We start from the raw sequence: 26,127 nt of genomic DNA on the forward strand, positions 1-26,127 counted from the left end.
GGACTTACTCCTGGAAAAGCAGTGCGGCGGCGACGGCGCCGATAGCGGGGACGATGCCGACGACGGCGGCGATCAGCGAAATGGTGCGGTAGCGCTGGTTGGTGCGGCGGCGCAGCGACCAGACGAAGAGATAGGCACTGGCGGACAGAGCAGCGACAAGGGCGATGAGGTCGCGCCAGTTGCCGAAGGAGAAGCTGACGATCTGGTCGAACACGACGAAGGCGCCGACCACAGTCGCCATCACCGCTACCGCGCCGCCGACGCGGAGCCAGCGGTTGCGCGTCTTGCTGACGACGACACGCCAGCCGAGCACGGCCGCCGGGACCATGAACATGGCGAGGAAGAAGAGGCCGAAGAACATCTAGCGCGCGCCTTCGCCAGTGGCGTTGAGGTCGAGCGGCGCGGTCGCCTTGTAAGCGACCGAGAAGCCGGCGAGGACCAGGCCGAAGGCGGTCGCCATCATGCCGCCGATCAGCATCGCCGCATAACGCGGGCGCTGCTCGCGCCGGTGGCGGAGCGCGATCGCGAGCGCGGTGAGACCGCCGATCATGAAGATGGCGCCGATGACGACGAACAGGCTCATGAGCCGCTCCCGCCGAAAGCTTCGACCTCCGACGCGCTCGGCCGGTAGTGCATCAGGCCGAGCCCGTGGACGGCGAGCAGCGCCGCAGCGACGAACAGCAGGACGGCGCTCTGGCTGCCGTAGCGCTCCTCGCCCGAGCGGCGGCGGTACAGCCACACGCCCGCGGCAAAGAGGGCCGCGGCGGCCAAAAGCTCGAGGCCCTGCGCCAGAGTCACCGAAGCGCCGCCGTGCCGGCGACCACCGCGGTGACGACGAGGCCGATGAGGTCGATCGCGATCAGCCCGGCAACGACGCCGCCGGCGATCATCCCGGCCTTACCGGCCTTGGTCTTGGGCCGAAGCCGCTTGGGAAGGATCATTGGCACGCGAGGCACTCGTCATAGTCGGTGGTGCTGGCGAGCTGGATTTCCTTAAGGTCCGGCGTGTTGTCCGCCTCGACGCCGCCCGCGAAACCGGCGCGCTGCACCGACTTGGAGCGGAGGTAATAGAGCGACTTGATGCCGAGCTCCCAGGCGCGGAAGTGGAGCATCATCAGGTCCCACTTGTCGACGTCGGCCGGGATGAACAGGTTCAGCGACTGGGCCTGGTCGATGTAGGGCGTGCGGTCGGCGGCAAGCTCGATCAGCCAGCGCTGGTCGATCTCGAAGCTGGTCTTGAACACGTCCTTTTCTTCCTGGGTCAGGAAGTCGAGGTGCTGAACGCTGCCGCCCTGCTCGAGGATCGAATTCCAGACGTTGGCGCTGTCCTTCGATTTCTCCTGAAGCATCTTCTCGAGATAGGGGTTCTTGATCGAGAAGCTGCCCGACAAGGTCTTGTGGGTGTAGATGTTGGCGGGGATCGGCTCGATGCAGGCCGAGGTGCCGCCGCAGATGATGCTGATCGACGCAGTCGGCGCGATCGCCATCTTGCACGAAAAGCGCTCCATCACGCCCATGTCGGCGGCGTCCGGGCAGGCGCCGCGCTCCTGCGCGAGCATCATCGACGCTTCGTCGACCTGCGCGCGGATATGCTTGAAGATCTTGAGGTTCCACGACTTGGCCATGGCGCCTTCGAACGGGATGTTGCGTGCCTGCAGGAAGGAGTGGAAGCCCATGACGCCGAGGCCGACCGAACGCTCGCGCTCGGCGCTGTACTTGGCACGCGCCATCTCGTCCGGCGCGCGGGCGATATAGTCGCTGAGCACATTGTCGAGGAAGCGCATCACGTCCTCGATGAACTGCTTGTCGCCCTTCCACTCGTCCCAGGTTTCGAGGTTGAGCGACGAGAGGCAGCACACCGCGGTGCGGTCGGCGCCCAAATGGTCCTTGCCGGTCGGAAGCGTGATTTCCGAGCAGAGGTTGGAGGTCGAGACCTTGAGGCCCAGGTCGCGGTGGTGCTTGGGCATCGACCGGTTCACCTGGTCGATGAAGATGATGTACGGCTCGCCGGTCGCGAGGCGGGTCTCGACCAGCTTCTGGAACAGCGAGCGCGCATCGACCTTGCCGCGTTCCGACTGGTCGCGCGGCGAGCGCAAGGTGAACTCGGCGCCTTCGCGCACGGCTTCCATGAACTCGTCGGTGACGAGCACGCCGTGGTGGAGGTTCAGCGCCTTGCGGTTGAAGTCGCCCGACGGTTTGCGGATCTCGAGGAACTCCTCGATTTCCGGGTGCGAAATGTCGAGGTAGCAGGCGGCCGAACCGCGGCGCAGCGAGCCTTGCGAAATCGCCAGCGTCAGGCTGTCCATCACCCGGACGAACGGGATGATGCCGCTGGTCTTGCCGTTGAGACCCACCGGCTCACCGATCCCGCGGACATTGCCCCAATAAGTGCCGATGCCGCCGCCCTTCGACGCGAGCCAGACATTCTCGTTCCAGGTGCCGACGATCCCGTCGAGGCTGTCGGAGACGCTGTTGAGATAGCAGCTGATCGGAAGGCCGCGGCCGGTCCCGCCGTTCGACAGGACCGGCGTCGCCGGCATGAACCACAGGCGCGAGATATAGTCGTAGACGCGCTGCGCGTGGTCGGCGTCGTCGGAATAAGCGGCGGCGACGCGGGCGAACAAATCCTGATAGCTTTCGCCCGGAAGCAGATAGCGGTCGCGCAGCGTGTCCTTGCCGAACTCGGTCAGGAGCGCGTCGCGGCTGGCGTCGGTCTTGACCGCGAAACGCGGGGCGTGGACGGCCTTGCTGCCGGTGCCGGTGGTGGCGACGTCGTCAGCCGGAACTTCGCTGCTGCTCGAAAAATCCATTGCGCTTCCCCGTCCATCATCGGCCCCAGCGATATTGCTCAAGGGAGCCGTTTGTTCTGCAATTGTTCGACTCGGAGCCATGACGGCATTCCTAGCCTCTTTTCGCACGCGACGGGGCTTTTTCACTCCCGCCCCCTGTGGAAACCGGGGACGAGCGCGCCCGTCACCGGAATATAGGTGTTCCGGCGTCGAACACCAGTAGTTGAGTGTTCCCCCCTCTCGTACTACTAGCTATTGTGCCTCAATCAGCGTGAGACGCAAGCGGGTAAATGCACCGTCAACACAAAATGCTGTGGATTTGGTGCAGTGCGGCACGAGTCTCGCAGCTCCCCGGGGTGACAGCCCTCGGCAAGGAGACTAGCGCGCAGCCATGTCCCGCTTGAGGTCAGCGCCGCTTGTTCTTCGCAGCGTCCTGGCGCTTGCCTGCGCGCTGCTGATCGCGGTGCGGTTGCTGAGCCCGATGGGGTTCATGCCGGCGTTCGAGCGTGGATCCGTCAGCATCGTCGCGTGCCCGGATTATGGTCCGGCGCCGGCGAGCGGGCACGATCATGGTGACAGCAAGAGCACGCATCAGCACTGCCCTTATGCCGCTGCGTCGGGGCTCGACGCGGTTAATGTCGGTGCGGCGCTTGTCGTGGCGCTGCTGCTGTTCGGCGCCGCGCTGGTGCAGGGGCGCGCCTTCGCCTTCCTGGAGCGCCACAAGCGCCGCGAGCGGCCTCCGTCGCAGGGGCCGCCGATCCTCGCCTGAGCCTTTCACTTTCCAGTTCAGTTCTTTTCGAGGATTTCATCACATGAAGATTGCAATTCACGCGCCGCTCGGCGCGCTGCTGGCCTGTTGGTCGGCAGCCGCGGCGGCCGACCATCCAGTTGCCGGCGCCTTCGGTTCGGGCGGCGGGATCATCGTCTTCGGTCCCGACACGCTCGAGCGCGGGCGTTGGGCCGCCGGGCTGCGGCTGTCGTTCACCAAGCCGAACCAGCGCAGCGACGAGGAGCTCGAAGCGCTCGCGGGTGCTCACGTCCATGCGCACGACAGCCGCTATAACCTGCTCACGTCGCTTGGCCTGGCCTACGGCCTGACCGACCGGCTGATGCTGTCGGCGGAGCTGCCCTATGTGCGGCACGCAGGGCTGCGCGCCGGCGAGCACAGCCATTCGGGCGGCGCGGCGCACAATGAGGTTGTCTCGCTCGGCTCGGTCAATGGCGTGGGCGACTTGCGGCTGATGGCCAAGTACCGGCTGACTGGGGCGGGGCCGGTCAGTGCGGCGCTGATCGCCGGGGTCCAGGTGCCGACCGGAAGTACGCACCGGCGGGGCAATAATGGCGAGCGGCTTGAAACCGAGCACCAGCCGGGCTCAGGCAGCGTCGATCCGATCATCGGGGCGTCGGCGTCGGCGCCGGTCGGGTCGCTTCGGCTGAGCGGGAGCGCGCTCTATCATTTCGCGCGCAAAGGCGCGCAGCAGACGCGGCTCGGCGACCGGTTCCAGGCGGGTGTCGCCTTGTCGAAAAGGTTCGGTGACGTCGCGGAAGAGCCCCACCATCACGATGGCGACGTCGCGCCGCACAGCCATGCCGCGCCCGCGCCGCGGACCACCTGGGACGCCATGGTCGAGGTCGCGGGGGAGTGGGAAGGACGGCAGCGGATCGGCGGCGAGATCGAGCCCGACAGCGGCGGCAAGTCACTGTGGGTGGCGCCGGGGCTGCGCTTCAACGCGGCGTCGGGCTGGTCGGCCGGCGTCAGTGTCGGCGTCCCGGTTTGGCAGCGCATCCGCGAGTCGCACCCGGAGAACAGCTATCGCGTCATTCTGTCGCTCGCGCGCGGGTTCTGATATAAAAAGGGCGCCTGCGGAGATGTCTCGCAGGCGCCCCTTCGACAGGCTCAGGACAGGCCCTTCGACAGGCTCTGGGCGAGCGCCGGCTAGTCTACTCCTAGCTCCTTCAGCAGGTGCTGCTGGTTGTAGGCGTGGCGCAGGGCAGCGGTAACGGCGGTGGCGGTGACCAGCACGCTGCGGTTGACGTCGGGATCGTAGCCGAAGGCGTTGCGCTGAGTCAGCACGGTGGAGTCGAAATTGGCCCCAATGATCTCGCCATTGGCGTTGATCGCGGGCGAGCCCGACGAGCCGCCGATCGTGTCGGTCGACGCGGCGACGTCGAGGATCGTCGCCGGCGGGATCTTGCCCTTGGCTGCGGCGAGGCGTGGCGGAAGGTCGAACGGCGGAGCGCCGCTTGCGCGGTCCCACAGGCCCGCGAAATTGGTCGAATAAGGAACGGTGCGCCCGTTGTAGGTCCAGCCCTTGAGGCGGCCGTAGGTCAGGCGCAGCGTGCCGGTGGCGTCTGGATAGAGGCTCGTGCCATAGACGGCGAAGCGGCCGCGGGCGAGGCGCTCGCTGGCCTTGTCGGTGACCGACTGCACCTTGGCTTCATATTCGGTGCGCGTAGCGCGCGCGACCGGCTCGAACGTGCGGACAAAGCGGATCAGCGGGTCGTTGGACGCGTCGACCGCCTCCAAGCCGCCGGCCCATAGGGCCTTGCGAAAGGCCGGATCGCCGAGCTTGGTGCCGTGGGCGAGACGCTTGGCGAGCGCTTCGGGCGATTCCTTCCCGAGCACGGCGCGGACGCGCGGGTCGTCGACGGTCAGGATCTCGCGCAGCTTCGACAGCCACCAGGCGAGCTGGACTTCGTCGACATTGGGATAGACCGGGCGGTCGGCGCCGAGGGCGTTTTCGATCCCCGGCAGGCGGGCCTCGCCGAATTCGGGCAGCCGCTCGGCATTGGGCTTGGCGCGTTCGAGGGCGCCGCGGACCAGCAATCCGGCATAGTTGAACAATTGCGAGCCGCCGCCGCTGCGCGCTTCGAGCAGGAAATAGCCCGGGTAGAGCGCGCGCATGGTCGGCTGGATGGCGGCGAGGTCCGCCCACGGGTCGCCGATCTCGGCGGCGAGCTTCGGGTCGGCGGCGACGCGGCGTCGGAAGTCCTGCTCGGCGCGGGTGCGCTCGGCCATGAACTTCGCGTCGATCAACGCTTGCTGGCGGCCGTAACCGCGCTTGTAGCTGTTCTCGAGACCATAGAGCGGCCCCTGCGCCTGGAAGGCGTTGGCTTTGCTCTGCTCGCTAAACTGCAGGAGGCGGCCGCGAAGCTCGCTCATCAGCAGCTGGTCGAGCGGCAGGGTGACGTCGGCGACGGTGCGCAGCTGGTCCTGAGTCATCAGCCGCAGCGTCGCGCCGGGGCTTCCCGACAGGAACACCGGCTGGTTCTCCTGCGGCGGCGCGGCGTTCCACTTCAGATAATTGGGCGTCGCGGCGGGCTTGCCGTCTTCATAGGCGCGAAGGAAGGCGCCATCGATGGCGAAACGCGGGAAGCTGAAATTGTCGAGGTCTCCGCCGAACGCGGACGCGCGATGTTCCGGCGCGAAGACCAGGCGGACATCGGTGTAGCGGCGATAGTCATAAAGCTTGAACTGGCCGCCGCGGTAGAGGGTCACGACTTGGCAGCGACGCTTGGGATCCGAGCCGCAGGCTTCGGCCTCGATCTTCGAGGCCTCGGCGGCGCGGGCCTTGGTGAAGGCTTCGCCTTCGAGGCCGCGGCCGGCCGCCTGCATGCGCGCGGTGACGTCGGTGATGTTGGTCAGAACTTCGGCGGTCGTGCCGGGACATTTGGCTTCGCCGGCGCGGCTGGCGGGGGTGAAGCCGGTCTCGGTATAGTTGCGCTTGGGCGTCGAAATGTCCTCGACGCAGCCCGAGGCGACATGTTCGTTGGTGAAGATCAGGCCTTCGGGCGAGACCAGCCCGCCCGATGCGCCGCCGATGCGGACCGAGGCGAGGCGGACGCGGTCGAGCCACGCCTGGTCGATGTTAGTGCCGAGCGCCTGGTTGGCGCGGGCGATTGGGAAATTGTCGAAGGTCCACATGCCTTCTTCGGCGGACGCCGCGGCGGGAACGAAGGCGAGGACGGCGCAACTTACACAAAGGCGGCTCAGGCGCATGACGACTCCGGCTGATGGTTCGTGAAAAGGGATAGCGGGGAGGGGAGCGGCGAACAAATGGCGAGCGGCTAGTCGCGATAGGCGGGGAGCGACCAGCCGCGCTGGATTGCGGCGCCGCGAAGGATGAAGCCGGCGGCGGATGCGAGAAGGGCCGCGCCCCAGCCGACGAAGCCGAACAAAGCGAAGCCGACGAAGATGCCGGACGCGAGCGCGGCGGCGGTGACGTAAAGTTCGGGGCGCATCAGGATCGACGGCTCGCCGGCGAGGACGTCGCGGATGATGCCGCCGACGCAGGCGGTCAGCACGCCCATCGCGAATGCCGGGACGGGGGCAACGCCGAAGGCGAGCGCCTTGGCGGCGCCATAGGTCGCGTACGCCGCCATGCCGGCGGCGTCGAACCACAGGAGCGCACCGCCCGGGATCCAGCGGCGGCCGACCGCCCAGACGAGCAGCGCCGCGGCAATGCAGATGAGCAAGGTCGCGTTGGTGTGGACCCAGAAGACGGGCGCGCGGATCAGCAGGTCGCGCAACGTGCCGCCGCCGACTCCCGTGACCACCGCGAAGAAGAAGAAGGTGACGAGGGTCTGGCGCTTTTCGGCAGCGAGCAGGGCGCCCGAAACGGCGAACACGGCAATGCCGAAATAGTCGAGCAGGACGAGCGGGGAGGGGATGGCTGCCGAGTCCACGGAACCGTCATTGCGAGGTGCGGCGCGACGAAGCAATCCGCCTGCGCGATGGATCGCTTCCCCCGGCTCGTTGGCCGGGGTCGCAATGACGCGTAAGGGGAAGGGATGACCGACACGAAAAGCGCAAGCGCGATCCCGACGCTGGAAGACTGGCAGCATTGGACGCTGGTGATGGGCCGCGCGCAGCAGATGCTGATGGAATATTGGGCGAACAGCGCGAACAAGGACCAGCCATTCCCCGCATGGGACCCGAGCGCATTCGGGTTCGGGACCACGCCGGCCGCGGGCGATCCGATGGCGCTCATGAATGCAGGCGCGCAGGCCTGGGCCAAGGGGCTCGAAAGCTGGGGCAAGATGCTCGGCGGCGTGCCGGTCGGCGGCGCTGACGAGCCGGACCGCAAGGACCGCCGGTTCGCGGCGCCGGAGTGGCGCGACAACCCGGTCTTCGACATGATCCGCAAGACCTATTTGCAGATCTCCGACCAGCTGCTCGGAACGGTCGAGAAGATCGACGGGCTGGACGCGGCCGCCCAAGAGAAATTGCGGTTCGCCACGCGCAGCTTCGTCGATGCGATGAGCCCGTCCAACTTCGCCCTGACCAACCCGCAAGTGCTCAAACGGACGCTGGAGACGCGCGGCGAGAATTTGCTGAAGGGCCTCGCCAACATGCTCAAGGACATTGCGTCGGGGCAGCTGACGCAAACCAAGCAAGGCGTGTTCGAGGTCGGGCGGAATATCGCGACGACGCCGGGCAAGGTCGTCAAGCAGACGCCGCTTTATCAGCTGATCCAGTACACGCCGACGACCGACAAGGTGATGAAGACGCCGGTCGTGATCTTCCCGCCGTGGATCAACCGCTTCTACATCCTCGACCTCGCGCCGGAGAAAAGCTTCGTGAAGTGGTGCGTTGAAAACGGCGTCACTTTGTTCATGGTGAGCTGGAAGTCGGCCGACGAGAGCATCGCCGACACGACGCTCGACGATTATGTGCTCAAAGGTCAGGTCGATGCGATCGAGACGGTGCGCGACCTTCTGGGGGTCGGACAAGTCCACACCATCGGCTATTGCGTTGCGGGCACCACGCTGGCGGCGACGCTCGCTTATCTCGAGAGCAAAGGTGAGGCGGACAAGGTCAAGTCGGCGACCTTCCTGACGGCGCAAGTGGACTTCAGCGAAGCCGGCGACCTCAAGCTTTTTACCGGGCCGGAGACGATGGGCCTGCTCGAGCAGCTGACGGCGGAAAAGGGCTATCTCGACGGCCGCTACATGGCGGCGACTTTCAACCTGCTCCGCGGCCGTGACCTGATCTGGAACTATGTCGTCAACAATTACCTGCTCGGCGACGAGCCGGCGCCGTTCGACCTGCTCTACTGGAACTCGGATACGACCAACCTGCCGGCCGGCTGGCACCGCGCCTACCTTGAGGACCTCTACAAGGGGAACAAGCTGGCGGAATGCGGTGCGATCAAGGTCAAGGGAACGCCGGTCGACATCAGGCGCGTGAAGACGCCTTCTTATGTGCAGGCCGGGCGCGAAGATCATATCGCGCCGCCGCAGAGCGTGTGGAAGATCATGGACCATTTCCAGGGCGAGAAGAGGTTCGTGCTGGCCGGGTCCGGGCATATCGCGGGCGTCGTCAATCCGCCGGCAGCGCAGAAGTACCAATATTGGGTCAACGACCAGCCGTGCGGGACGCTCGACAGCTTCGTCGAAGGCGCGACCGAGCATAAGGGCAGCTGGTGGCCCGATTGGCTGGCGTGGCTGAAGAAACAGGATGGCGCGACAGTGAAGGCCGACGGCGCCCGGGTGCCCGGCGCGGGCAAGCTCAAGGCGATCGAGGATGCGCCGGGGAGCTATGTCAAATCGCGCTGACGGCGTGACGCTGCGCACCGCGCGGCTCGACGAGCGCGAACAGCTGGAGGACCTGCAGCGGCGCGCATCCCTCGCGCTGCCGGACTATCGCGAGCAATTGCTCGCTCATCCGGACGCCATCGACCTGCCCGAGGATCAGATTGCGAAGGGGCAGGTGATCGTCGCCGAACTCGGCGGCCGCGTCGCGGGCTTTGCGGCCGTGGTGGACGGCGAGCTTGACGGGCTGTTCGTCGAGCCGGAGTTTTGGAAGCGCGGCATTGGCCGATTGTTGGTCGACGCGGCAACACACGACGCGCGGCGCAAAGGGCTGGCGCTCAGCGTAGTCGCAAACCCGAGCTCTCGCACATTCTACGAACGCTGCGGCTTCAGCCTGGAAGGCGAAGAGCAGACGCGGTTCGGACCGGCGCTGCGGATGACGCGCTAGGACTCAGCACTTTTCATATTTCCAGTTCCGCCGCTTGCCTTCGCTTAGCCATTCGACGGCGGTGGCGATGCGCTTGGCTCTCGTGGCGTCCTGCTTCGCCTCCGCGATCCATTCGAGATATTCGCGGCGGCAGGACGGCGGGAAGGCATCGAAGGTCGCTTTCGCTTGGGGAGCGTCGGCGAGCGCGGCGGCGAATTGCGAGTGCATCTCTGGTGCCGGCTTGGCAGCCTTCGGCTTGCGCGGCGCCGGGGCGGACTTCGCGAGGTCCGCGGCTTCGCGGATCAGCTGGTCGAGATCGGCATCGGGCGGCAGGTCGTCGAGGGATTTGAGCTTGCCGAACTGGCCCATGGCGCCGGGCTTTGCAGCGCCATCGCCAATCTCCTGCCCGCGCCAGAAGTTGAGCGCGGCATGGGCTTTGAACGCGGCTGTCATGACGACGATCTTTCCGCCAAAGGTGTAGGCGGGCATGCCCCACTTCACCGTCTCTTCGGCGTCAGGAAGCGCGGCGTGCACGCGCGCCCGAACCTTCTCGAGGATCGGCTGGGCGAACGGCTGCGCCTTGGCGATATAGGCGTCGATGCGCGGGTCGGTGGCCATGCTCGCCTTCTACCATCATCCGCGCTGCGACGCGCGCTTGGTCTTGAGGGTCGGGGCGGCGCTTGCCGGATCGTCCGGCCAAGGGTGCTTGGGATAGCGGCCGCGCATGTCCTTGGCGACCTCGCGCCAGCTTCCCGCCCAGAAGCGGGGCAGGTCCTTGGTGGTCTGGATCGGCCGGCCGGCGGGCGAGGTGATGGCGAGCGTCAGGGGGACGGCGCCATTGGCCAGCATCGGGTGCTGGGCGAGGCCGAACAACGCCTGGGCGCGGACTTCCACAATCGGGCCGCCGGGCGCGGCGTAATCGATTACGTGGCGACTTCCGGCGGGGCTGGCGAATTCGGCGGGTGCGAGGCGGTCGAGCTTTCGTGCGGCGTCGTAGCCGAGCAGGGTTTCGAGCGCGGAGGCGAGCGCGTGCGGCGGGATGTCTGACAGGCGGCGCTTGCCGGTGAGGAGCGGGGCCAGCCATTCGTCGGCGCGGTCGAGCAGCGTTTCCTCGTCGAGCGCCGGGATGCTGTCGTCGAAGCGGTGCGCGAAGGCGGCGCGGTGGCGGAGCTGGGTCGCGCGTTCGTCCCATGGCAGCAGGTGTAGCCCATGGTCGCGGAGGCCTTCGAGGAGGGCAGCGGCAATTGCTTCGAGATCAGGCTCTGGGTCGGGTCCCGACGACAGGCGGATTGCGCCAAGGCGGCGGCTGCGCGTCGGGGTGACCGAGCCGGTCGCAGGGTCGAAGTCGCCGTCCTGGCGGATCTCGATCCGGTCGGCGAAGAGGTCGAGCACGTCTTTCTCGTCGATCGCCGCGGCGGAGAGGATGCGGGCACCCGATGCGGCACCTGCTACTTCGCCGACAGCGAGCCACTGGCTGCTTGCCAGCGGGGAGGCGGGGTCGAGGCGAAAGCCGCGGCCGCCCACTGACTGCCAGCTTTCGCCCGAGGCGTCGCGACGGCGGGAGACGCGATCGGGGAAAGCGAGCGCGAGAGCTGCGGCGATATATTCTCCCCCTCCCGCTGGGCGGGAGGGGGTCGGGGGGAGGGAGTGTCTGTCGCGCTGAACAGGCCCTCCCCCAGCCCCCCCCGCAAGCGAGAGGGGAGTCCTGTGCAGCCAATTGGCCGCCATCTTTCTGGCCGCCTCGGCACGGGGCGAGTGGTCGTTCTGCCAACGGCGCCAACGCAGTTCGAGGTCCGGGTCGTTGCCGCCGAGGCCCCGCTCGGTGAGCAATGCGGCGACGTCCGCGGCGGCGGCGCCAATGCCGAGCGCGCTCGCATCCATGAGCATGTGGGCGAGGCGCGGCTCTAGCGGCAGCGCGGCAATGGCGCGGCCGTGGTCGGTGATGCGGCCGTCTTCGTCGATGGCGCCGAGGGTCGTCAGGCGCTTGCGCGCTTCGTCGAGCGCGGCGGCCGGCGGCGGGTCTATGAAGGGCAGGCGGCGCGGGTCGGCTTCCCCCCACAAAAGGGAGCTGAGAAGGAGCGCAGAGAGGTCGGCTTCAAGGATTTCGGGCGGGTCGTGGGCCGGCATCGAAGCGGTTGCGGCTTCTTCCCACAGCCGGATGGCGACGCCGGGCGCCTGACGCGCCGAGCGGCCCGCGCGCTGGGTGGCGGCGGCGCGACTTGCCCGTTCGGTGACGAGGCGAGTGAGGCCGGCGCCGCGGTCGTAGCGCGGGCGGCGGGCGAGGCCGCTGTCGATGACGATGCGCACGTCCTGCAGCGTGACGCTGGTTTCCGCGATGCTGGTGGCAAGGACCAGCTTGCGCCTGCCCGGGGGCGGCGGTGCGAGGGCGGCGCGCTGGGCCGCCGGGTCGATGCCGCCGTGGAGCTTATGCAGGTCGACATCGACCGCCAGCGATCCGAGCGCGTCGGCGGTACGCTCGATCTCGGCGACGCCGGGCAGGAAAGCGAGCAGCGAGCCTTCATGCTCGCCGAGCGCGCTTCGGATAGCGGACGCCATTTGCGGCTCGATCCGCGCGGCGGCGTCGCGGCCGATGTGGCGGATCTCGAGCGGGAAGCTCTTGCCCTCGCTGGTGATGACAGGCGGCTCACCGAGCAGGCGGCGGAAGCGGTCGGCATCGAGTGTCGCCGACATGGCGAGGAGCTTCAGGTCGGGACGGAGCGCGCTTGCGGCGTCCAGCGCGAAAGCGAGCGCCAGGTCATTGTCGAGGCTGCGTTCGTGGACTTCGTCGAACAGGACGGCGGAGACGCCGGCGAGTTCCGGGTCGGCTTCGATGCGCGCCAGGAAGACGCCGTGCGTCATGGCGATGACGCGGGTCGCCTTACCGACCTTGCTGTCGAGGCGGGTTGCGTAGCCGATCGTTTCGCCGGGCTTTTGCCCGAGCGCCGCGGCCATGAACTCGGCGGCTGCGCGGGCGGCGAGGCGGCGCGGGACGAGCAGCAGGATCTGGCCGCCGCACCAGGGCTGATCGAGAAGCGCGGGCGCGACCTTGGTGGTCTTGCCGGCGCCCGGCGGGGCGATCAGCAGCGCTCGATCGTGCTCGCGCAATGAGGCAAGCAGTTCGGGGAGGACTTCGTCGATCGGCAGGCGCATTGGCGCGCGCGCTAGTAAGCGCGGGCGACCGCGAATTCGGCGGCTTCGGTCAGCGCCGACTTGGCCTTGCTCGCGGGGAACATGGCGAGCGCGTCGATGGCCCGGCGGGCATATTGGCGCGCGCGCTCGACCGTGTCGGCAAGCGCGTCCGTCGAATTCAGGAGGCCGGTCGCATGGGCGAGGTCCTCGTCCGAGATGCGCTCGCCGCCGATCGCCGCGCGCCAGAAGCTGCGGTCCTCATCGCTGCCGCGCGCGTAGGCGAGGATCACCGGAAGCGTCATTTTGCCGTCGCGGAAGTCGTCGCCGACGCCCTTGCCCATGGTGGCGGCGTCGGATGCATAATCGATGACGTCGTCGGTCAGCTGGAAAGCGATGCCGAGATTGCGGCCATAGGCATCGAGCGCAAGCTCGGCGGCTTCGCTGGCCTCGGCGACCACCGGTGAAACGCGGCAGGCGGCGGCGAACAAAGCGGCGGTCTTGGCGCTGATGATGTGGAGATAATGGTCTTCGTCGGTGTCGACCTGCCGCTGGGCGGTGAGCTGGTCGACCTCGCCTTCCGCGATCACGGCGGAGGCGTGGCTGAGGATCTTCAGCACCTTGAGGCTGCCGTCCTCGACCATCAGTTCGAAGGCGCGGGAGAAGAGGAAGTCGCCGACCAGGACGCTGGCCGGATTGCCCCAGATGAGGTTGGCGGTGCGCTTGCCGCGACGCATGCCCGAGCCGTCGACGACATCGTCGTGGAGGAGCGTCGCGGTATGGATGAATTCGACGGCGGCGGCGAGCTTGTGGTGGCGGGTGCCGGGGTAGCCGAGCAGGGTGCCGCTCGCGAGGGTCAGCATCGGCCGCATGCGCTTGCCGCCGCCGGCGATCAGGTGGCCGGCAAGCTCCGGGATCAGCGCGACCTTGCTCTGCATGCGCTCGAGGATGACGGCGTTGACGCCGTTCATGTCGGCGGCGGTGAGCGCCATCAGCGCGTCGAGCGAGGGCGGACGCTGGCCGGTCAGCGGGTGGACGGTGGCGGACACGGCGCCGCCCTAGCCGGGCAGCGCCGTTTTTCCTAGCCGCCTACCAGACGTGGACGCGCTGCTCCGGCGGCAGATAGAGCTTGTCGCCGGGCTGCACGTTGAACGCCTTGTACCAGGCGTCCATGTTCCGGACGACGCCGTTGACCCGGTACTTGGACGGCGAGTGCGGGTCGCTGAGCAGCTGGGCACGGACCGCGCCTTCCCGGAACTTGCTTTCCCAGCTGTAGCCGTAGGCGATGAAGAAGCGCTGGTCGCCGGTTAGGCCGTCGATGACCGGCGGCTCGCCATGTTCGGCGACGTAGCGGCGGTAGGCAGCATAAGCGATTTCCAGGCCGCCGAGGTCGCCCAAATTCTCGCCGAGCGTCAGCTGTCCCTTGATGCGGACGCCCGGGATCGGCTCATACTCGTCATACTGCTTCACGAGCGCCTGCGCCTGCTTGTTGTAGGCATTGGCGCTGGCCGGGGTCCACCAGTCGCGCAGGCGCCCTTGCGCGTCGTAAAGCCTTCCCTGGTCGTCGAAACCGTGGCCGATCTCATGACCGATAGTCGCGCCGATGCTGCCGTAGTTCGACGCCGGATCGGCGTTCGGGTCGAAATAAGGCGGCTGCAGGATCGCGGCGGGGAAGGTGATCTGGTTGGTCGACGGATTGTAATAAGCGTTGTTGGTCTGCGGGAGCATGTCCCAGAGCGATTTGTCGACCGGCTTCTTCATCCGCTCGACGAGCAGGTTCCAGTCGAAGTCGGACGAGCGGATGACGTTGCCGAGCAGGTCGTCGCGGCGCACGTCGAGCGACGAATAGTCGATATATTCCTTCGGGTGGCCGGTGCGCGGGTCGAAGCTGGCGAGCTTCTCAAGCGCCTGCTTTCGGGTCGGCTCGTCCATCCAGCTGTTGGTCTTGATCTTCTCTTCGAGCGCGGCGCGGATGTTGGCGATGAGCTCGCCCATCTGGCGGTCGCTTTCCGGCGGATAATGTTCGTCGACGTAGAATTTGCCGACGCCTTCGCCGAGCGCGCCGTTGACGATGTCGACGCCGCGCTTCCAGCGGTCGCGCTGCACCGGCACGTCGCGCAGCGTCTTCGAATAGAAGTTGAACCGCGCTTCATCGAACGCGGCAGGCAGATATTGCGCATGGTCGCTGACGAAGCGGTAGGCGAGCCAGTCTTTCCAGGTCGACAGCGGCGTCGAGGCGACCAGCCTGGCTTCGTCGCGGATGGCGCTCTTCTGCGCGACGACGACCCGCTTCTCGTCGGCGAGCTTCAGCTCCTTGAGGAACGGCGTCCAGGCGAAGCTCGGCGCGTACGCGCGAAGCTGCGCCAGTGTCATCGGATTATCGGTCGCCTTGGCGTCGCGGCTCTGCTCGGGCGTCCACATCACCTTCGCAATGGCGGTTTCAAGCGCCATGATGCGGTCGGCCTTGGCGGCCGCATCGGGAATGCCAGCGAGTTCCTGAACCTTCGTCACATAGGCGCGATAGGCGGCGCGGAACGCGTCATATTTGGCGCCCTTGAGCAGATAATAATCGCGTCCGGGCATGCCGAGGCCGCCCTGGTAGAGGGTGACGACATAACGGGTCGGATCGTCGTTGGCCGGCTGGATGTAGGGATTGATCGGCGACGCGAACCCGGCGGCGCCGAACAGCCGCGCAAGCTCCGTCTTGGTGCGGACATCGGCGATCTGCTTGAAGTAAGGCTGGAGCGGTCTGGTGCCGAGCTGCTCGATTGCCTGCGTGTCCATCCAGCTGCCGTAGAAATCGCCGATCTGCTGGCCGAGCTTGCCCGACGTCTGCGGGTCCCTGGCCTTGGCTTCGATGATCGAGCGGACGTCCTTTTCGATCTGGTCGTTGAGCACGGAATCGATGCCGACAAAGGTGCGGTCGGGCGCAATCTCCGTGCGCGCCGCCCACGCGCCGTTCACGTAGTTCCAGAAGTCGTCGCCGGGCTTCACGGCCCGGTCCATGGCCGCTGCGTCATAGCCCCAGCTGCCGAACTTCGGCGGCGCCGCGTCAGCCGTCGCACCGATCGCCAACAAGCTCGCGGCCGCGAGCGCCAAAACCCTGAACTTCATCGATAAACTCCTACCCCGGTGTGGCCGGCAGAATGGCGGCAGCGCGATGGTTCGTCAAAAGGCCGTTCGACGAACGGCGGTGGCGCTTAGCCGGCGGGCAGCGTCAGGCGGGCAAGGAGCCCGCCCAGGTCTTCACTCTCCTCGAGCGAGATCCGGCCGCCGTAGATTTCGGCGACGTCGCGGACGATCGCGAGGCCGAGGCCGGTGCCGGGCTTGCCGGTCGTGTCCAGACGCGCGCCGCGGGTGAAGAGCTCGCCGCGGCGCTCTTCGGGGATGCCGGGTCCATCGTCCTCAATGACGATATCGACGAACTTGCCCTGCGGCTCGACCGTCACGAACAGGCGCCCACCACCATATTTGGCGGCGTTTTCGATGAGGTTGCCAAGCATTTCGTCGAGGTCCTGGCGCTCGACGCGAACCTCGGCCTCGCGGGCGCCGGCAATGTCGATCGTCACATGTTCGTAGAGGCGGTCAACCGCGCGCTGCACCGCCTGGACGCTGTCCCAGACGCGGCTGCGCGCCTGGGCCGCGGCTCGGCGGCCGATGGCGCGGGCGCGCGCGAGATGGTGGTCGACCTGGCGGCGCATCACCACCGCTTCGCGGCAGACGGTGTCGGCGAGGTCCGGCGAGCGCGCCGTCGCGGCATTGGTGATGACGGTCAACGGCGTCTTCAGCGCATGGGCGAGGTTGCCGGCGTGGCGGCGCGCTTCCTCGGCCTGGTCTTCGCTGTGACTGAGCAGCTGGTTGATTTCTTCGGTCAGCGGGCGGATTTCGGCCGGGAAATTGTCGCCCACCCGAGTCTTTTCGCCGGAGCGGATCGCGGCGACTTCGCGGCGGACGCGGCGCAGCGGCCAGAGGCCGTACACGGTCTGCAAGGCGGCGAGGATCAGGAGGCCGAAGCCGAGCGCGGCGAAGCTCCAGAACAAGGTGGCGCGAAGGCGGCTCATCTGCTGGTCGATGGTGTCGCGCGACTGGGCCACCTGATAGCGCCACCAGACGTCCGAGCCCGGCAGCCGCACGTCGCGCTCGGCGATCCGCAGCGGCTCGGCGTGGCCGGCGGTCGAGAATTCGTCGCTGTTGTAGAGATGCGGGTCGACGTCCTTGTGACCGCCCGAGACTTCGAGCCGCCGGTCCCACAGCGACCGGGACGGGAAGGTTTCGACGCCGGTGCCGCTGATCTGGAAGTAGAGGCCGGAATAAGGTTCGACGAAGCGCTGGTCGGCGGGCGGGCGGTTGAACCGCACTTCGCCGTCGGGGCCGATCTCCGACGACGCGACCATCGAGTTGAGGATGAAGAGGATCTGGTTGTCGAAGCTGTCGACAATCGAACGCGACAGCACGCGGTCCAGTGCATAGCCGCCGGTCAGCAGCAGTGCCGCGATCCACAATGCGGCGACGCCGATCATACGACGGGTTAGCGAGCCGATGCGCGGACGCCTCGGCTTGGCTGCGGCAGGCTCCGCCTCCGCCGCTACAGGTGCGGCGGATAAGCGGTTCAAGAGGCCGGCTCTTCCAGGCTGTAGCCGAGGCCGCGGATGGTGGTGATCACGTCAGCGCCCAGCTTCTTGCGGATGCGCGTCACGAATACTTCGATGGTGTTGGAGTCGCGGTCGAAATCCTGGTCGTAGATATGCTCGATCAGCTCCGTGCGGCTGACCACCTTGCCTTTGTGGTGCATCAAATAGGACAGGAGCTTGTATTCCTGCGCCGTCAGCTTCACCGGCTCGCCGGCCTTGGTGACCTTGCCCGAGCGGGTATCGAGGCGGATGTCGCCCGCGATCAGCTCGCTGGACGCATTGCCGGACGAGCGGCGGATCAGCGCGCGAAGCCGCGCGATCAATTCCTCGGTCTGGAAAGGTTTGGCGAGATAGTCGTCGGCCCCCGCGTCAAGGCCCGCCACCTTGTCCGACCAGCTGTCGCGCGCGGTCAGGACGAGGACCGGCATCTTGCGGCCTTCCTTGCGCCAGCGGTCGAGGACGGTGAGTCCGTCGACTTCGGGGAGCCCGAGATCGAGGATCACAGCGTCGTAATTCTCGGTGGAGCCGAGATAATGGCCGTCTTCGCCATCGGTGGCGAGATCGACCGCATAGCCGGCGCCTTCGAGCGTCGAGCGCAGCTGGCGGCCGAGATTGGGTTCGTCTTCGACGATGAGAACGCGCATCAATGCTCCCCGGAGCTGTTCAGGTTCATGGCCCCAACACGCGTTGCGGCGAGAGGTTGCTTTAACGAAACAACTGGGAACGGCGGCGGAAAAGTCAATGCGCTGCCGGAACGAGCCTTCAGGGCGCGGAGCGACGGATGATCCGGCCGGTCTGGGGATCGACATCGACCCAGATCACGCGGCCATCCTGGATGAACTTCATGCGGTAGGTGCCGCCGTTGAGCTCCGGCCCGAGATAGTCCGCACCGCCCATGAACGGGATTACGCGGCGCTCGAGCTGCGGCAGCGGCATGGAGCGGCCCTGCAGGCGTCCCTTGAAGGCCTGCTGCGATTCGCGCGGGGGATCGGCCAGCGCCGGAGCGCTGGTCAGGCCGGCAGCAAGAACGCCGGCAACGAGAAGGGTACGCAAAAGGTTCATCACTCGACTCAAGCTGTCGAAGTCCTTTCTACCAGCGGCCATTGAATTGACTATGAACACAGGACCTTGGGCCCGTTCAGGTGCCGGGCGTTGCCGATCCGCCACATAAGGGTTCACGACAGCGTTGGTCCTTCGCTAGGGCGGCGCCATGGCCGCGCCGATCCTTACCTATGAAGACCTTGGATTGATCCAGGGTGAAGGCTGGCTGTTCCGCGGCCTCAACCTGTACGTCGGCGAGCGCGACCGGCTGGCGCTGATCGGCCGCAACGGGGCCGGCAAGACGACGCTGCTGAAGTGCCTTGCCGGGCTCATCGACACCGACGAAGGGCGGCGCACCATCGTGCCGGGCACGAAGGTCGTGCTTCTGGAGCAGGACCCGAAGATGGACGGCTTCGAAACGTTGCACGATTGGGTGGTCGGCGGCGACGGAGCGCCGGAAGCGCATGAGGCGGCCGCGATCGCGGACCAGCTCGGCATCGACCTGTCACGCCCGACGTCCACGGCAAGCGGCGGCGAACGGCGGCGCGCGGCGATCACGCGGGCGCTGGCCCAGGATCCCGACGTCCTGCTGCTCGACGAGCCCACCAACCATCTCGACCTCGGCGCCATCGAGTGGCTCGAGGACTGGCTGAAGCGCTTCAGGGGCGCGTTCATCGTCATCAGCCACGACCGCACCTTCCTGACGCGGCTGACGCGCAGCTGCATCTGGCTCGACCGTGGCGACCTGCGGCGGGCGGAGATCGGGTTTGGCGGTTTCGACGCATGGACCGAGCGGGTTTACGAGAAAGAGGCGCGTGCCGCCGAGAAGCTGGATGCGAAGCTGAAGATCGAGCTTCACTGGCTGCAGCGGGGAGTCACGGCCCGCCGGCGGCGCAACCAGGGACGGCTGGCGAAGCTCAACGAGATGCGCGCGCAGCGGGCGGCGATGCTTGGCGCGGTCGGCGCGGCGAAGCTGGCGCTGGCCAAGGACGACGTTCGGTCGAAGACGGTGATCGACGCGGAGAATGTGTCGAAGTCGTTCCCCGCATCTGTTCGGGCTGAGCCTGTCGAAGCCCTGTCCGTTAACTCTCAAAAAGAAATCAGCCCTTCGACAAGCTCAGGGCGAACGGACTTGGAAGAGCGGGTCATCATCCGCGATTTCTCCCTGCGGGTGCAGCGGGGGGACCGGATCGGCGTCGTGGGGCCGAACGGCGCGGGGAAGACGACGCTGCTGAAGCTGCTCACCGGCGAAATGGAGCCGGACAGCGGGACGGTGACGCTGGCGAAGACGCTGCAGGGAATCATCATCGACCAGCAGCGCAAGCTGATGGACCCGTCCAAGCGGGTTAAGGACGTGCTGGCTAACGGCGGCGACTGGATCGAGGTCCGCGGCACCAAGAAGCACATCAAGGGCTATTTGAAGGAATTCCTGTTCGACCCGGCGATTGCCGACGCGCCGATCGGCTCCCTGTCGGGCGGCGAGCGGTCGCGCCTGCTGCTTGCCCGCGAATTCGCGCGGGCGGCGAACCTGCTGGTCCTCGACGAGCCGACCAACGACCTCGACCTCGAGACGCTCGACCTGCTGCAGGAAGTGATTGCCGAATATGAAGGCACGGTGTTGCTGGTCAGCCACGATCGCGATTTCCTCGATCGGACGGTGACGATCACGCTGGGCCTCGACGGGTCAGGCAGGATCGATGTGGTTGCCGGCGGCTATGAGGATTGGGTGCGGCAGCGGACCGAGGCGCGTCCTGCACTCCCATTCAGGGGAGGGGCAGCTCGCGTTAGCGAGCGGGGTGGGGGCGACGCTAAGAACAGCCCCACCCCTGCCCCTCCCCTGAAGGGGAGGGGAAAGCTCAGCTACAAGGACCAGCGCGACCTCGATCGCCTTCCCGCCGAGATCGAGCGGCTGCAGGGGGAGATCGCCAAGGCCGAAGCGGCACTGGCCGACCCGGACCTCTATGCGCGCGAGCCGAAGCGCTTCGCCGAACTTACGGGCGCCATCGCCCGCCACCGCGCCGAAATCGAAGCCATGGAGCTGCGCTGGCTCGAGGTGGCGGAGATGGCGGAAGGGCTGGGCTAGGCCCTATTTGGCGGCGCTCGCTTTAAGCGCGTCGGCGACCAGCATGTTGAGCTGGTTCTCACAGCCCTTTTCGATCAGCAGCTGGGCGAGCGCGACCGGATCCTTGGGCACTGCCGCGAGCGTGACGACTTCCAGCTTGCTCTTGTCAGCGCCGTTCGCCGGAGCGATCTCGAATTGAGCACCGGTCGACACCGGCATCGCGGTCGGCCAGGCCGCGAGCGCCTTGCCGGCGGCCCACTTCAGCTGCTGCGGGGTTCCGTCGGCGGTGCGGATCTCTACCGTCGCAGCAGCTTCGCTGTCGGGCCGCCACAGCTGGACCTTCTTCGCATCCGCGACGCACACCTTGCCGCTTTGCGTGACATCGATGTCCCACAGGCTGGGGCTGCGCGCGGTATCGCCGGTGCGAAGCGCGCCGAAGCGGCCGCGTTGAGCGGCGGCGCTGTTGAGGCTCACCTGGGTCGTGTCGAAGCTCCCCGGGCCACGCAAGGTGCGCGCCGAACCGGGGCCGAGGATGGTCACCACGTCGCCGCCCTTCAGCGTGATCTTGGTGCTCGCCGAGAGAGTCTTCCCCGGTGGGTAGGCCTTTGCCGAGGGACCGAGCGACTTCACGACGACGACGGCGGCAACGGCTCCGGTCGAAGCCAGGCCAAGGGCAGCAGCTGCGGCATAGATGAGCGGCTTCATTCGCATGACTTGGACCTTCCTCATTGCGCGTTCGCGACATTGTACTTGAAAGCTTCCTCGCGCGTCAGGCACCGCCGGCTCGACGTGTCACCGCTGCCGCCGGAAACGGCTTTCTGCTGGTACATGACTTCCGTCAGCAGCTTGCGGGAGACGCCCATCCTGATGAGGAAATCATTGTCTTCGCTGGCGAGCAGCGCAGAATCCTGTTCGACCTCGCCGATCATCCCGATCGCATGGTCGGCGCCCTTCTTGAGCTCGGAACGCACGGCATCCTTGTCGCCGACGTGGGTGAACATGTGGACCACGAAGTGGGCGCCGGGATCAACGAAGCGGATCGCGCCGCCCATGAACATGAAGTTGCAAGCCGAGAAGCAGGCCCAGCCCGGTGGGATGCGCGTCGGGATCATCGAACTGCGAATGACCTTGCCCGCGGCATTGCCGGCGCGGGCGTTGCCGCCGGGCGAGCGAAGCCAGATTTCCTGCGGGTCCTCTGCCTTGATCGCTTCTTCGAGGCGAAGCGCAACATCCTCGTCGATCTGCCCCTCGGCCTTGAGCACGCGGACGCCGTCAATCGTCTCGGTGGAGAATTTCATCTCCGGATAAGTCGACCAGTTGAGCGACTTCGGACAGCTCGGGTTGGCAGGATCCATCGGGTCTGCTGCCGACAGGTTCAGCAGCAGCAAAGGTGCGGCGAGCAGCGCCTTCAACCAGTCGGCGAGCATGCTCAGGCCTTGGCGAAAGCGCTTGCGCCCTTGGCCCGGCACATCTTCTTCGGGACCGTCGTTTCCTCGCCATCGACGATGACGACATCGGTGACCGTCAGGCAGGTGCCGCCGTCGGCGAGCTGTTCCTGGCCCGTGACCCTGGACACGCCCGACACGTTGGCGCGGCTTTCGCTTGTCCAGCTGACTTCGGTTCCGACGCCGCCGCGGACCGCGTCCTCCGTGGCTTTGGCGGCCTGCTGCTGTTCCTTGCAGTCCAGCATCTTCAACAGCTCATCGCCGAGATAGGAGGTGACCGGGGCCGCGAGCGAGATGACTTGGCTGGGCGCGCCGACGCGGCCGAGCACGCTGTTGCCGATGTTGCCGAGCAAGCTGCCGAACATCGAGCGCTTCGCTTTCTGTACCGGATTGTCGCACTTGCCGGTCGACTGGGCCGCGGCGGGAGCCGCGGAAAGGAAAGCAACAGGTGCAAGGGCAATACCCCCCGCAAGCAACAGGATACGCAGCATCTGAAAAACACCCCCTTGAGCCGGCGGCCCTAAGCCACTGACATCCCATCCGATACCACAGACGGGGCGGCTTGCCATGCCCCAGATTGCAAAGCTGCCCGGTCAGGCCTGCAGCTGGTATTGCTTCAACAGGTCGTAGAGGGTCGGTCGACTGATGCCGAGCAGCTTGGCGGCGCCGGAGATGTTGTTGTCGGTGCGGCTCATCGCCTGGCGAATCGCCTTGCGGTCGGCGACCTCGCGCGCGGCGCGGAGATTGATCGGCAAATGATCGTCGGCGCGGGCGGATGAGGGCAGGTCCAGGTCGGCGACGGTCAGGCTCTTGCCGTCGGCCATGATGATCGCGCGCTTGATGCGGTTCTCGAGCTCGCGGACGTTGCCGGGCCAGGCGTAGCCTTCGATTGCCTCGATGGCGTCGGGGCTGAGCGACTGGACGGTCGGGTTGAGCTCGCGGGCGAAGCGATTGACGAAATGGCGGGCCAGCAGGACCGCGTCGCCCGAGCGCTCGGCCAGGGCGGGGATCGTCACGACGATTTCGGCGAGGCGGTAATAGAGGTCCTCGCGGAAGCGGCCCTCGGCGATCATCGCGTCGAGGTCCTGGTGAGTCGCGCAGACGATGCGCGTGTCGACGGCGATCGGCTGGCGGCCGCCGATGCGCTCTATCACCCGCTCCTGGAGGAAGCGCAGCAGCTTGACCTGGAGCGGGAGCGGAATGTCGCCGACCTCGTCGAGGAACAGGGTGCCGCCCTGGGCCAGCTCGACCTTGCCGACGGTCGACTTGACCGCGCCCGTGAAGGCGCCGCGTTCGTAGCCGAACAGCTCGGCCTCGAGCAGGTTTTCGGGGATCGCGGCGCAGTTGATGGCGATGAACTCGCCCTTGCGCCCGCTCTTGTCGTGGACGGCGCGGGCGAGCAGTTCCTTGCCGGTGCCGCTGGCGCCCAGGAGCATGACGGAAACGTCGGCGGACGCGACGCGCTCGATAGTGCGCGCGACCTTCAGCAATTCGGGGGCGGCGGTGATGATCGAGCCGAGCACGGCTGCGCCGCTGCCGCTTTCCAGCCGGCGCTTCTCTTCCTCGATCGCATGGAGATGGAACGCGCGGGCGACGATCAGACCGAGCTCGTCGATGTCCACCGGCTTTTTGTAGAAGTCGTACGCGCCCATGGCGATGGCGCGGATCGCGGATTCGCGAGCGCCGTGGCCAGTCGCGACGACGACCTTGGTATCGGGCTTCAGGCGCAGGATCTCGGCCAAAGCAGCGAAGCCTTCGTCGGTGCCGTCCGGATCGGGCGGAAGGCCGAGATCGAGCGTGACGACGGCGGGCTCGTGCGTGCGGAGCGCCTCGATGGCCTGGGCCCGGTTGCTCGCGCAGACCACCTGATAGCCGTCATAGGCCCACTTGAGCTGGCGCTGCAGTCCTTCGTCATCCTCGACGACGAGAAGCACTTTGGGTTCGTCACTCATGCGATCTTCCGTTCGGGTTCGGCGGCCATCTCGGCGGCCGGCAAGGTGATGGTGAAGGTGGTGCCCTGGCCGGGGCGGCTGTCGACGCCGAGGCGCCCGCCCATCGCCGCGATCAGGGAGCGCGCCTCGAATGCGCCGATGCCGAAGCCGCTCGGCTTGGTCGATGCGAACGGCTGAAACAGGCGGTTGCGGATGAACTCGCCATCCATGCCGACGCCCTGGTCGGCGATGGCGATGCTGACGCTGTCGTTGGCGGCGGAGACGCGGACGACGACCGGCGTGCCGCTGCTGGCGTCGAGCGCATTCTGGAGCAGATGGCCGACCGCCTGCTCGAGCGCGGGCGCGTCGAGGAGGGCGCAGGCGCCCGCGTCGCCGAGCAGCTGAACGTCGCGCTGGCGGCGCTTGGCGGCGATTGCCGCGGAGAGGATCGGCCGCAGCGGCCGCGCCTCGACGCGCTGCACGCGCGCCGAATTGTGCGGCGCAAGGCGCGCGAGCAGGTCGTTCATCTTGCCGACCGAGGATTGCAGCGTCGCGACCATGTCGGCGCGGAATTCGGGATTGTCCGCGTGGCGCTCGGCGTTGCGCGCAAGCAGCGACAGCTGGCTGACCAGATTCTTGATGTCGTGGAGGATGAAGGCGAAGCGGCGGTTGAACTCCTCGAAGCGCTGGGCAGTGGCGAGCGCTTCCTGGCCAAGCGCTTCGGCAAGCGAGCTGGCGGCCTGATTGCCTGCCGTCTTGAGGAGATCGAAATCCTCCCAGTCGAGCGGGCGGCGATAGTCGGGCGCGGCGAGGATCACGAGGCCGATCAGCCGCTGCTGGTGGAGAAGCGGGACGGCGGCCCAGGCAGCTTGCTCCCCAAGGAGCCATTCGGGGACGGACAGCTTCTTGTCGGCCGTGGACGCCCAGCCGTGCCGCAGCGCGTCAAACTCGACGATGCGCCCGGACGCTTCGACGTCGCTCCACAGCTGCGCGGTGTCGGCCGAGATCTCGGTAGGAAAGCCGTCACCGGGCCAATCGGAGGAGGCGGCGAGCGCGACGCCTCCGCCGTCATTGGTGAGCAGGACGCCGCCGGGCGCATCGATGATGTCGGCGAACGCCTTGACGATCCGCTCCCCGAGCGGCGGCGCGTCGAGCCCTTCGCGGCCGAGCGTTTCGGTGAAGCGAAGCCATTCGCTGCGATAGTCGTAGCGATGCTCGAACAAATGCTTGGCGACCTTGACCTTGGCCCAGCTGCGGGCGCGCGGGCTCGGCAGCAGGACCATGGCGGTGACCGTCATCGCGGCGAGCGCCGCGATCATTAGGCCGGTCGACCAGTCGGCGCTTGCGCCGCGAAGGGCGGTGGCGAGGATCGCCATCAGCGCGAAGTAAGCGCAGATCGCCAGCAGCGAGAGGGACTGGAAGGTGGCGGCGCGCGACAGGCGAATGCGCCAGCCGCTGTCGCCCCGGGTCGCAAGCATGAACAAGGGTGCGGCGAATGCCATCGCCAGCCCGCGCCACTCGAGCAGCCAGTACGGATTGCCCGACCCGAGATAGAGCATGGTGTAGAGGTTGAGGTCGTACATCCACATCGCCGCGAGCCCGAGCATCGCCGAGCGGATGTGCGATCGGCTCGCCGGCGCCGCCTGACCGTAGACGTTGTGGACGAGGACCAGCGCGCCGGCCGCGGCGGTAGTGCGGAGGATCAGGCCCGTCTGCGCAAGGGCCGCCGTCGGCGCGAACAGCTCAAGCGTGTCGCCGATGAAGGAGAGGCCCACGACGGCGGCGACGGCGCCATAGACGAGCTTCAGCCCATGCTCACGGTCTTCGCCGGCAGCCGAGAGGCTGTAGAGCATGCTGATCCACAGCAGGTTGCGGGCGCTCTCGGCGTAGCTGGTGACGGTGTCGCCAGGAGTGACGCCCGACAGCCAAGCCCAGCAGGCGGTTAGCGCGAACGCGGCGGCGAGCAGTCGCTGCGCGGGCTGCCGCGCGGCATCGCGCAGCCGCCACAGCGTCAAGGCGCCGAACAGCGCCGCAGCCAGCGCGTGGCTCCAGAAGTTGATGAGGCCGTTCACTCGGCCCTCACTGTCAAACCCGCCGACATGCGGACGGGTGTCGCTAAACTTTACAAAGAAGTAGTGAACG

24 protein-coding genes are annotated in these 26,127 nt (G+C 67.0%); 5 read left to right on the forward strand and 19 right to left on the reverse strand.

The features are described from left to right. Positions 1 to 4: 4 nt before the first annotated feature. Genes VIL42_07525 through VIL42_07545 form a run of 5 tightly spaced genes read right to left on the reverse strand, consistent with a single transcriptional unit; the run spans position 5 to position 2,809 of the window. A complete protein-coding gene (locus VIL42_07525; protein ID HEY8592699.1) occupies positions 5 to 361 on the reverse strand; it encodes a hypothetical protein in 357 nt (118 codons plus the stop codon). Further along, positions 362 to 583, reverse strand: coding sequence for a hypothetical protein (locus tag VIL42_07530; protein HEY8592700.1), 222 nt, complete (start codon positions 581 to 583; stop codon positions 362 to 364). Then, positions 580 to 798: a hypothetical protein gene (locus VIL42_07535; GenBank protein ID HEY8592701.1), complete on the reverse strand. Its 219-nt coding sequence runs from the start codon at positions 796 to 798 to the stop codon at positions 580 to 582. The genes VIL42_07530 and VIL42_07535 overlap by 4 nt, the downstream gene beginning before the upstream one ends. Next, the gene (locus tag VIL42_07540) at positions 795 to 941 is read right to left on the reverse strand and encodes a hypothetical protein (GenBank protein ID HEY8592702.1); all 147 of its coding nucleotides are present in this window, start codon (positions 939 to 941) and stop codon (positions 795 to 797) included. Before VIL42_07540 ends, VIL42_07535 begins: the two co-directional genes overlap by 4 nt. Next, positions 938 to 2,809, reverse strand: coding sequence for a ribonucleoside-diphosphate reductase subunit alpha (locus VIL42_07545; protein HEY8592703.1), 1,872 nt, complete (start codon positions 2,807 to 2,809; stop codon positions 938 to 940). Before VIL42_07545 ends, VIL42_07540 begins: the two co-directional genes overlap by 4 nt. 370 nt (positions 2,810 to 3,179) lie before the next feature. Here VIL42_07545 and VIL42_07550 point away from each other — a divergent pair, with 370 nt between their 5' ends. Continuing rightward, complete coding sequence (locus VIL42_07550; protein HEY8592704.1) at positions 3,180 to 3,557, forward strand: DUF2946 family protein; 378 nt, start codon at positions 3,180 to 3,182, stop codon at positions 3,555 to 3,557. A 43-nt stretch (positions 3,558 to 3,600) separates the two neighbouring features. Next, complete coding sequence (locus VIL42_07555) at positions 3,601 to 4,635, forward strand: transporter (protein ID HEY8592705.1); 1,035 nt, start codon at positions 3,601 to 3,603, stop codon at positions 4,633 to 4,635. Positions 4,636 to 4,724: 89 nt separating this feature from the next. On the opposite strand, the gene VIL42_07560 is transcribed toward VIL42_07555, so the two are convergent. Together VIL42_07560 and VIL42_07565 are read right to left on the reverse strand one after the other, a co-directional pair. Continuing rightward, a complete protein-coding gene (locus VIL42_07560) occupies positions 4,725 to 6,788 on the reverse strand; it encodes a S46 family peptidase (GenBank protein ID HEY8592706.1) in 2,064 nt (687 codons plus the stop codon). A 68-nt stretch (positions 6,789 to 6,856) separates the two neighbouring features. Further along, entirely contained in the window at positions 6,857 to 7,474 is a 618-nt protein-coding gene (locus VIL42_07565) for a trimeric intracellular cation channel family protein (GenBank protein ID HEY8592707.1), read from the reverse strand. Positions 7,475 to 7,579: 105 nt separating this feature from the next. Here VIL42_07565 and phaC point away from each other — a divergent pair, with 105 nt between their 5' ends. Together phaC and VIL42_07575 are read left to right on the forward strand one after the other, a co-directional pair. After that, positions 7,580 to 9,346, forward strand: a complete 1,767-nt coding sequence (gene phaC / locus VIL42_07570; GenBank protein ID HEY8592708.1) for a class I poly(R)-hydroxyalkanoic acid synthase — start codon at positions 7,580 to 7,582, stop codon at positions 9,344 to 9,346. After that, positions 9,330 to 9,770, forward strand: a complete 441-nt coding sequence (locus tag VIL42_07575) for a GNAT family N-acetyltransferase (protein HEY8592709.1) — start codon at positions 9,330 to 9,332, stop codon at positions 9,768 to 9,770. Before phaC ends, VIL42_07575 begins: the two co-directional genes overlap by 17 nt. Before the next feature lie 3 nt (positions 9,771 to 9,773). Here VIL42_07575 and VIL42_07580 read toward each other — a convergent pair whose 3' ends face one another. The 7 genes from VIL42_07580 to VIL42_07610 all read right to left on the reverse strand — a co-directional run bounded on the left by VIL42_07580 (position 9,774) and on the right by VIL42_07610 (position 18,568). Continuing rightward, positions 9,774 to 10,367 carry a YdeI/OmpD-associated family protein gene (locus VIL42_07580; GenBank protein HEY8592710.1) on the reverse strand — a complete coding sequence of 198 codons (594 nt, stop codon included), beginning with the start codon at positions 10,365 to 10,367 and terminating at the stop codon, positions 9,774 to 9,776. A 15-nt stretch (positions 10,368 to 10,382) separates the two neighbouring features. Beyond that, positions 10,383 to 12,899 carry an ATP-dependent helicase HrpB gene (hrpB, locus tag VIL42_07585; GenBank protein ID HEY8592711.1) on the reverse strand — a complete coding sequence of 839 codons (2,517 nt, stop codon included), beginning with the start codon at positions 12,897 to 12,899 and terminating at the stop codon, positions 10,383 to 10,385. A gap of 11 nt (positions 12,900 to 12,910) precedes the next feature. Beyond that, a complete protein-coding gene (locus VIL42_07590) occupies positions 12,911 to 13,924 on the reverse strand; it encodes a polyprenyl synthetase family protein (GenBank protein ID HEY8592712.1) in 1,014 nt (337 codons plus the stop codon). 40 nt (positions 13,925 to 13,964) lie between these two features. Then, positions 13,965 to 15,989, reverse strand: coding sequence for a M13 family metallopeptidase (locus tag VIL42_07595; GenBank protein HEY8592713.1), 2,025 nt, complete (start codon positions 15,987 to 15,989; stop codon positions 13,965 to 13,967). Between the two features lie 86 nt (positions 15,990 to 16,075). Then, a complete protein-coding gene (locus tag VIL42_07600; GenBank protein ID HEY8592714.1) occupies positions 16,076 to 17,416 on the reverse strand; it encodes a HAMP domain-containing sensor histidine kinase in 1,341 nt (446 codons plus the stop codon). 68 nt (positions 17,417 to 17,484) lie between these two features. Further along, positions 17,485 to 18,150, reverse strand: coding sequence for a response regulator transcription factor (locus VIL42_07605; GenBank protein HEY8592715.1), 666 nt, complete (start codon positions 18,148 to 18,150; stop codon positions 17,485 to 17,487). Between the two features lie 118 nt (positions 18,151 to 18,268). Continuing rightward, complete coding sequence (locus VIL42_07610) at positions 18,269 to 18,568, reverse strand: hypothetical protein (protein ID HEY8592716.1); 300 nt, start codon at positions 18,566 to 18,568, stop codon at positions 18,269 to 18,271. 148 nt (positions 18,569 to 18,716) lie between these two features. Between VIL42_07610 and VIL42_07615 the strand changes: the two genes are divergently transcribed. Then, entirely contained in the window at positions 18,717 to 20,630 is a 1,914-nt protein-coding gene (locus VIL42_07615; protein ID HEY8592717.1) for an ATP-binding cassette domain-containing protein, read from the forward strand. 3 nt (positions 20,631 to 20,633) lie between these two features. On the opposite strand, the gene VIL42_07620 is transcribed toward VIL42_07615, so the two are convergent. From VIL42_07620 to prsK, 5 genes are all read right to left on the reverse strand, one after another. Then, complete coding sequence (locus VIL42_07620; GenBank protein HEY8592718.1) at positions 20,634 to 21,314, reverse strand: hypothetical protein; 681 nt, start codon at positions 21,312 to 21,314, stop codon at positions 20,634 to 20,636. A gap of 20 nt (positions 21,315 to 21,334) precedes the next feature. Further along, complete coding sequence (locus VIL42_07625) at positions 21,335 to 22,036, reverse strand: hypothetical protein (GenBank protein ID HEY8592719.1); 702 nt, start codon at positions 22,034 to 22,036, stop codon at positions 21,335 to 21,337. A 2-nt stretch (positions 22,037 to 22,038) separates the two neighbouring features. Further along, entirely contained in the window at positions 22,039 to 22,545 is a 507-nt protein-coding gene (locus VIL42_07630) for a hypothetical protein (GenBank protein HEY8592720.1), read from the reverse strand. Between the two features lie 102 nt (positions 22,546 to 22,647). Next, positions 22,648 to 24,006 (reverse strand): PEP-CTERM-box response regulator transcription factor, encoded by a 1,359-nt coding sequence (gene prsR / locus VIL42_07635; GenBank protein HEY8592721.1) that lies wholly within the window; start codon positions 24,004 to 24,006, stop codon positions 22,648 to 22,650. Continuing rightward, positions 24,003 to 26,057 carry an XrtA/PEP-CTERM system histidine kinase PrsK gene (gene prsK / locus VIL42_07640; protein HEY8592722.1) on the reverse strand — a complete coding sequence of 685 codons (2,055 nt, stop codon included), beginning with the start codon at positions 26,055 to 26,057 and terminating at the stop codon, positions 24,003 to 24,005. The genes prsR and prsK overlap by 4 nt, the downstream gene beginning before the upstream one ends. Positions 26,058 to 26,127: the final 70 nt, after the last annotated feature.

Source organism: Sphingomicrobium sp. (assembly GCA_036563485.1).
GTDB lineage: Bacteria > Pseudomonadota > Alphaproteobacteria > Sphingomonadales > Sphingomonadaceae > Sphingomicrobium.

Coding starts and splice junctions, on each gene's coding strand:
- prsR (HEY8592721.1), bottom strand. CDS start 24,006: ATGAGTGACGAACCCAAAGTGCTTCTCGTCGTCGAGGATGACGAAGGA.
- VIL42_07540 (HEY8592702.1), bottom strand. CDS start 941: ATGATCCTTCCCAAGCGGCTTCGGCCCAAGACCAAGGCCGGTAAGGCC.
- VIL42_07615 (HEY8592717.1), top strand. CDS start 18,717: ATGGCCGCGCCGATCCTTACCTATGAAGACCTTGGATTGATCCAGGGT.
- VIL42_07545 (HEY8592703.1), bottom strand. CDS start 2,809: ATGGATTTTTCGAGCAGCAGCGAAGTTCCGGCTGACGACGTCGCCACC.
- VIL42_07550 (HEY8592704.1), top strand. CDS start 3,180: ATGTCCCGCTTGAGGTCAGCGCCGCTTGTTCTTCGCAGCGTCCTGGCG.
- VIL42_07610 (HEY8592716.1), bottom strand. CDS start 18,568: ATGAACCTTTTGCGTACCCTTCTCGTTGCCGGCGTTCTTGCTGCCGGC.
- phaC (HEY8592708.1), top strand. CDS start 7,580: ATGACCGACACGAAAAGCGCAAGCGCGATCCCGACGCTGGAAGACTGG.
- VIL42_07575 (HEY8592709.1), top strand. CDS start 9,330: ATGTCAAATCGCGCTGACGGCGTGACGCTGCGCACCGCGCGGCTCGAC.
- VIL42_07525 (HEY8592699.1), bottom strand. CDS start 361: ATGTTCTTCGGCCTCTTCTTCCTCGCCATGTTCATGGTCCCGGCGGCC.
- VIL42_07530 (HEY8592700.1), bottom strand. CDS start 583: ATGAGCCTGTTCGTCGTCATCGGCGCCATCTTCATGATCGGCGGTCTC.
- VIL42_07620 (HEY8592718.1), bottom strand. CDS start 21,314: ATGAAGCCGCTCATCTATGCCGCAGCTGCTGCCCTTGGCCTGGCTTCG.
- VIL42_07630 (HEY8592720.1), bottom strand. CDS start 22,545: ATGCTGCGTATCCTGTTGCTTGCGGGGGGTATTGCCCTTGCACCTGTT.
- VIL42_07605 (HEY8592715.1), bottom strand. CDS start 18,150: ATGCGCGTTCTCATCGTCGAAGACGAACCCAATCTCGGCCGCCAGCTG.
- VIL42_07560 (HEY8592706.1), bottom strand. CDS start 6,788: ATGCGCCTGAGCCGCCTTTGTGTAAGTTGCGCCGTCCTCGCCTTCGTT.
- VIL42_07595 (HEY8592713.1), bottom strand. CDS start 15,989: ATGAAGTTCAGGGTTTTGGCGCTCGCGGCCGCGAGCTTGTTGGCGATC.
- VIL42_07580 (HEY8592710.1), bottom strand. CDS start 10,367: ATGGCCACCGACCCGCGCATCGACGCCTATATCGCCAAGGCGCAGCCG.
- VIL42_07625 (HEY8592719.1), bottom strand. CDS start 22,036: ATGCTCGCCGACTGGTTGAAGGCGCTGCTCGCCGCACCTTTGCTGCTG.
- hrpB (HEY8592711.1), bottom strand. CDS start 12,899: ATGCGCCTGCCGATCGACGAAGTCCTCCCCGAACTGCTTGCCTCATTG.
- VIL42_07555 (HEY8592705.1), top strand. CDS start 3,601: ATGAAGATTGCAATTCACGCGCCGCTCGGCGCGCTGCTGGCCTGTTGG.